The organism is Oleiphilus sp. HI0043, assembly GCF_001634935.1.
The window spans coordinates 1-892 of the sequence record NZ_LWEY01000480.1; the positions used below are offsets into that span (position 1 = coordinate 1).

The window sequence follows — 892 nt, forward strand, 5'->3', positions numbered from 1 at the left end:
GTGCTCAAGGCCTTGACCCTGAGCTTATTGAGCGCATTGAAAAGATGTATGGCTTCGATAAGCCAGCTTATGAGCGCTTCTTTATTATGATCAAAAACTATGCTGTTTTTGACTTTGGCGAAAGCTTTTTCCGCGACAAAAGTGTACTCGACTTAGTCCTTGAAAAAATGCCGGTATCAATTTCTCTTGGTCTTTGGTCAACACTGATCATCTACCTTATATCGATCCCGCTCGGCATCAAAAAAGCGATCAAAGACGGCTCCAAGTTCGACCTTTGGACCAGTAGTGTCATTATTGTTGGTTACGCAATTCCTGGCTTCTTATTCGGCGTTATCCTAATAGTTCTCTTTGCTGGTGGAACATACTGGGACTGGTTCCCTTTACGCGGTCTTACCTCGCCAGACTTTGACACCATGACGACAAGCGAGCAAATTCTGGATTATGCTTGGCACCTAGTACTGCCAGTTACCGCTATCGTTATAGGTGGCTTTGCAACTCTAACAATGCTTACCAAGAACTCCTTCATGGATGAGATCAACAAGCAGTATGTTACGACTGCCAGAGCTAAGGGGCTCACAGACAAAAGCATTTTATATGGACATGTATTTAGAAATGCCATGCTGATAGTTATTGCAGGAATGCCTAGCGCCTTGATCGGTATATTCTTCACAGGCTCGATGTTGATAGAGGTAATTTTTTCGCTTGACGGCCTTGGACTGCTTGGTTTCGAAGCTGTACTCAACCGCGATTATCCGGTTATGTTTGGAACGCTTTACGTATTTACCCTGGTTGGTCTAATTCTAAAACTCATTAGCGACCTGACATACGTCTTTATTGACCCGCGAATTGACTTTGCAAGCAGGGAGCAATAGTGATGTTGATTAATACTAGC

Annotated in this window: 1 protein-coding gene; it reads left to right on the forward strand. The window is 43.7% G+C overall.

The window, feature by feature from the left end; all coding sequences use genetic code 11:
- Nucleotides 1-872, forward strand: an 872-nt coding sequence (locus tag A3729_RS06055; protein WP_068633403.1) for a microcin C ABC transporter permease YejB, incomplete at its 5' end; no start/stop codon positions are given.
- Between the last annotated feature and the right edge of the window lie 20 nt (nucleotides 873-892).